This is a genomic window from Streptomyces sp. NPDC047072 (assembly GCF_040643855.1).
GTDB lineage: Bacteria > Actinomycetota > Actinomycetes > Streptomycetales > Streptomycetaceae > Streptomyces.
In genome coordinates this window covers 1-1,893 of record NZ_JBEYVC010000361.1, presented here as the reverse complement: position 1 = coordinate 1,893, position 1,893 = coordinate 1, and the positions used below count along the sequence as shown (strand labels likewise).

At 64.9% G+C, this 1,893-nt stretch carries 1 protein-coding gene and 1 pseudogene; both read left to right on the top strand.

The genetic code is table 11. The annotated features are described in order from the left end of the window. Window positions 1-849 (top strand): annotated as a pseudogene (locus tag ABZ896_RS52660) (alpha-1,4-glucan--maltose-1-phosphate maltosyltransferase); the annotation flags it as partial. After that, the coding region (locus ABZ896_RS52655) for an alpha-amylase family glycosyl hydrolase (protein ID WP_360946632.1) at window positions 846-1,893 on the top strand (1,048 nt) is incomplete at its 3' end. The pseudogene ABZ896_RS52660 and the gene ABZ896_RS52655, both read left to right, overlap by 4 nt.

The following is a 1,893-nucleotide window of genomic DNA, read 5'->3' as shown; positions in this document are numbered from 1 at the left end:
ATCTTCCGCGTGGACAACCCGCACACCAAGCCGGTGCTGTTCTGGGAGCGGGTGATCGCCGACATCAACCGCACCGACCCGGACGTGATCTTCCTGGCGGAGGCGTTCACCCGCCCCGCGATGATGCACACCCTCGCGCAGGCCGGTTTCCAGCAGTCGTACACGTACTTCACCTGGCGCACCACCAAGCAGGAACTCACCGACTACCTCACCGAGTTGTCGGGCGAGGCGGCCGCCTATATGCGGCCGAACTTCTTCACCAACACCCCGGACATCCTGCATGCGTTCCTCCAGCACGGCGGGCGTCCGGCGTTCGAGCTGCGGGCGGTGCTGGCCGCGACGCTCTCGCCGACCTGGGGCATCTACTCCGGCTACGAGCTGTGCGAGAACACCCCGCTCAGGGAGGGCAGCGAGGAGTATCTGGACTCGGAGAAGTACCAGATCAGGGCCCGCGACTGGGACACCGACCAGACCATCGCACCCCTGATCACCCGCCTCAACACCATCCGCCGGGAGAACCCGGCACTGCGGCAGCTCCGCGATCTCCACTTCCACCACTCGGACAAGGACGAGGTCATCGCGTACTCGAAGCGGCAGGGCTCGAACACGGTTCTGGTGGTCGTGAACCTGGATCCGCACCACACCCAGGAGGCCACGGTCTCGTTGGACATGCCGCAACTCGGCCTGGAATGGCACGAGTCGGTGCTGGTGCGCGACGAGCTCACCGGCGAGACCTATCACTGGGGCAGGGCGAACTACGTGCGTCTCGAACCGGGCACTCGCCCCGCGCACATCCTCACCGTCCTGCGACCGTCCACCCCGCAGATCGGAGGGTCACCCACACAATGATCGTCAACGAACCCGTCCCGGACACCTTCGAGGACACGCCCGCCAAGGACCGGGACCCGGACTGGTTCAAACGGGCCGTCTTCTACGAGGTCCTGGTCCGCTCCTTCCAGGACAGCAACGGCGACGGCGTCGGCGACCTCAAGGGCATCACCGCCAAACTGGACTACCTCCAGTGGCTCGGCATCGACTGCCTGTGGCTGCCGCCCTTCTTCAAGTCGCCCCTCAGGGACGGCGGTTACGACGTCTCCGACTACACCGCCGTCCTCCCCGAGTTCGGCGACCTCGCCGACTTCGTCGAATTCGTCGACGCCGCCCACCAACGCGGCATGCGCGTCATCATCGACTTCGTCATGAACCACACCAGCGACCAGCACCCGTGGTTCCAGGAGTCGCGCGCCAACCCCGAAGGCCCCTACGGCGACTACTACGTCTGGGCCGACGACGACAAGCAGTTCCAGGACGCGCGGATCATCTTCGTCGACACCGAGGCCTCCAACTGGACCTTCGACCCGGTCCGCAAACAGTACTTCTGGCACCGCTTCTTCTCCCACCAGCCGGACCTCAACTACGAGAACCCGGCCGTGCAGGAGGAGATGATCTCCGCGCTGCGGTTCTGGCTGGACCTGGGCATCGACGGCTTCCGGCTGGACGCGGTTCCGTACCTGTACCAACAGGAAGGAACCAACTGCGAAAACCTTCCGGCAACCCATGAGTTCCTCAAGCGGGTCCGCAAGGAGATCGACGCGTCCTACCCGGACACGGTCATCCTCGCGGAGGCGAACCAGTGGCCGGAGGACGTCGTCGACTACTTCGGCGACTACAAGTCCGGCGGCGACGAATGCCACATGGCCTTCCACTTCCCGGTCATGCCGCGCATCTTCATGGCGGTGCGCAGGGAGTCGAGGTACCCGGTCTCGGAGATCCTCGCCAAGACCCCGGCGATCCCGCAGAACTGCCAGTGGGGCATCTTCCTGCGCAACCACGACGAGTTGACCCTCGAAATGGTCACCGACGAGGAACGCGACTACATGTGGGCCGAGTACG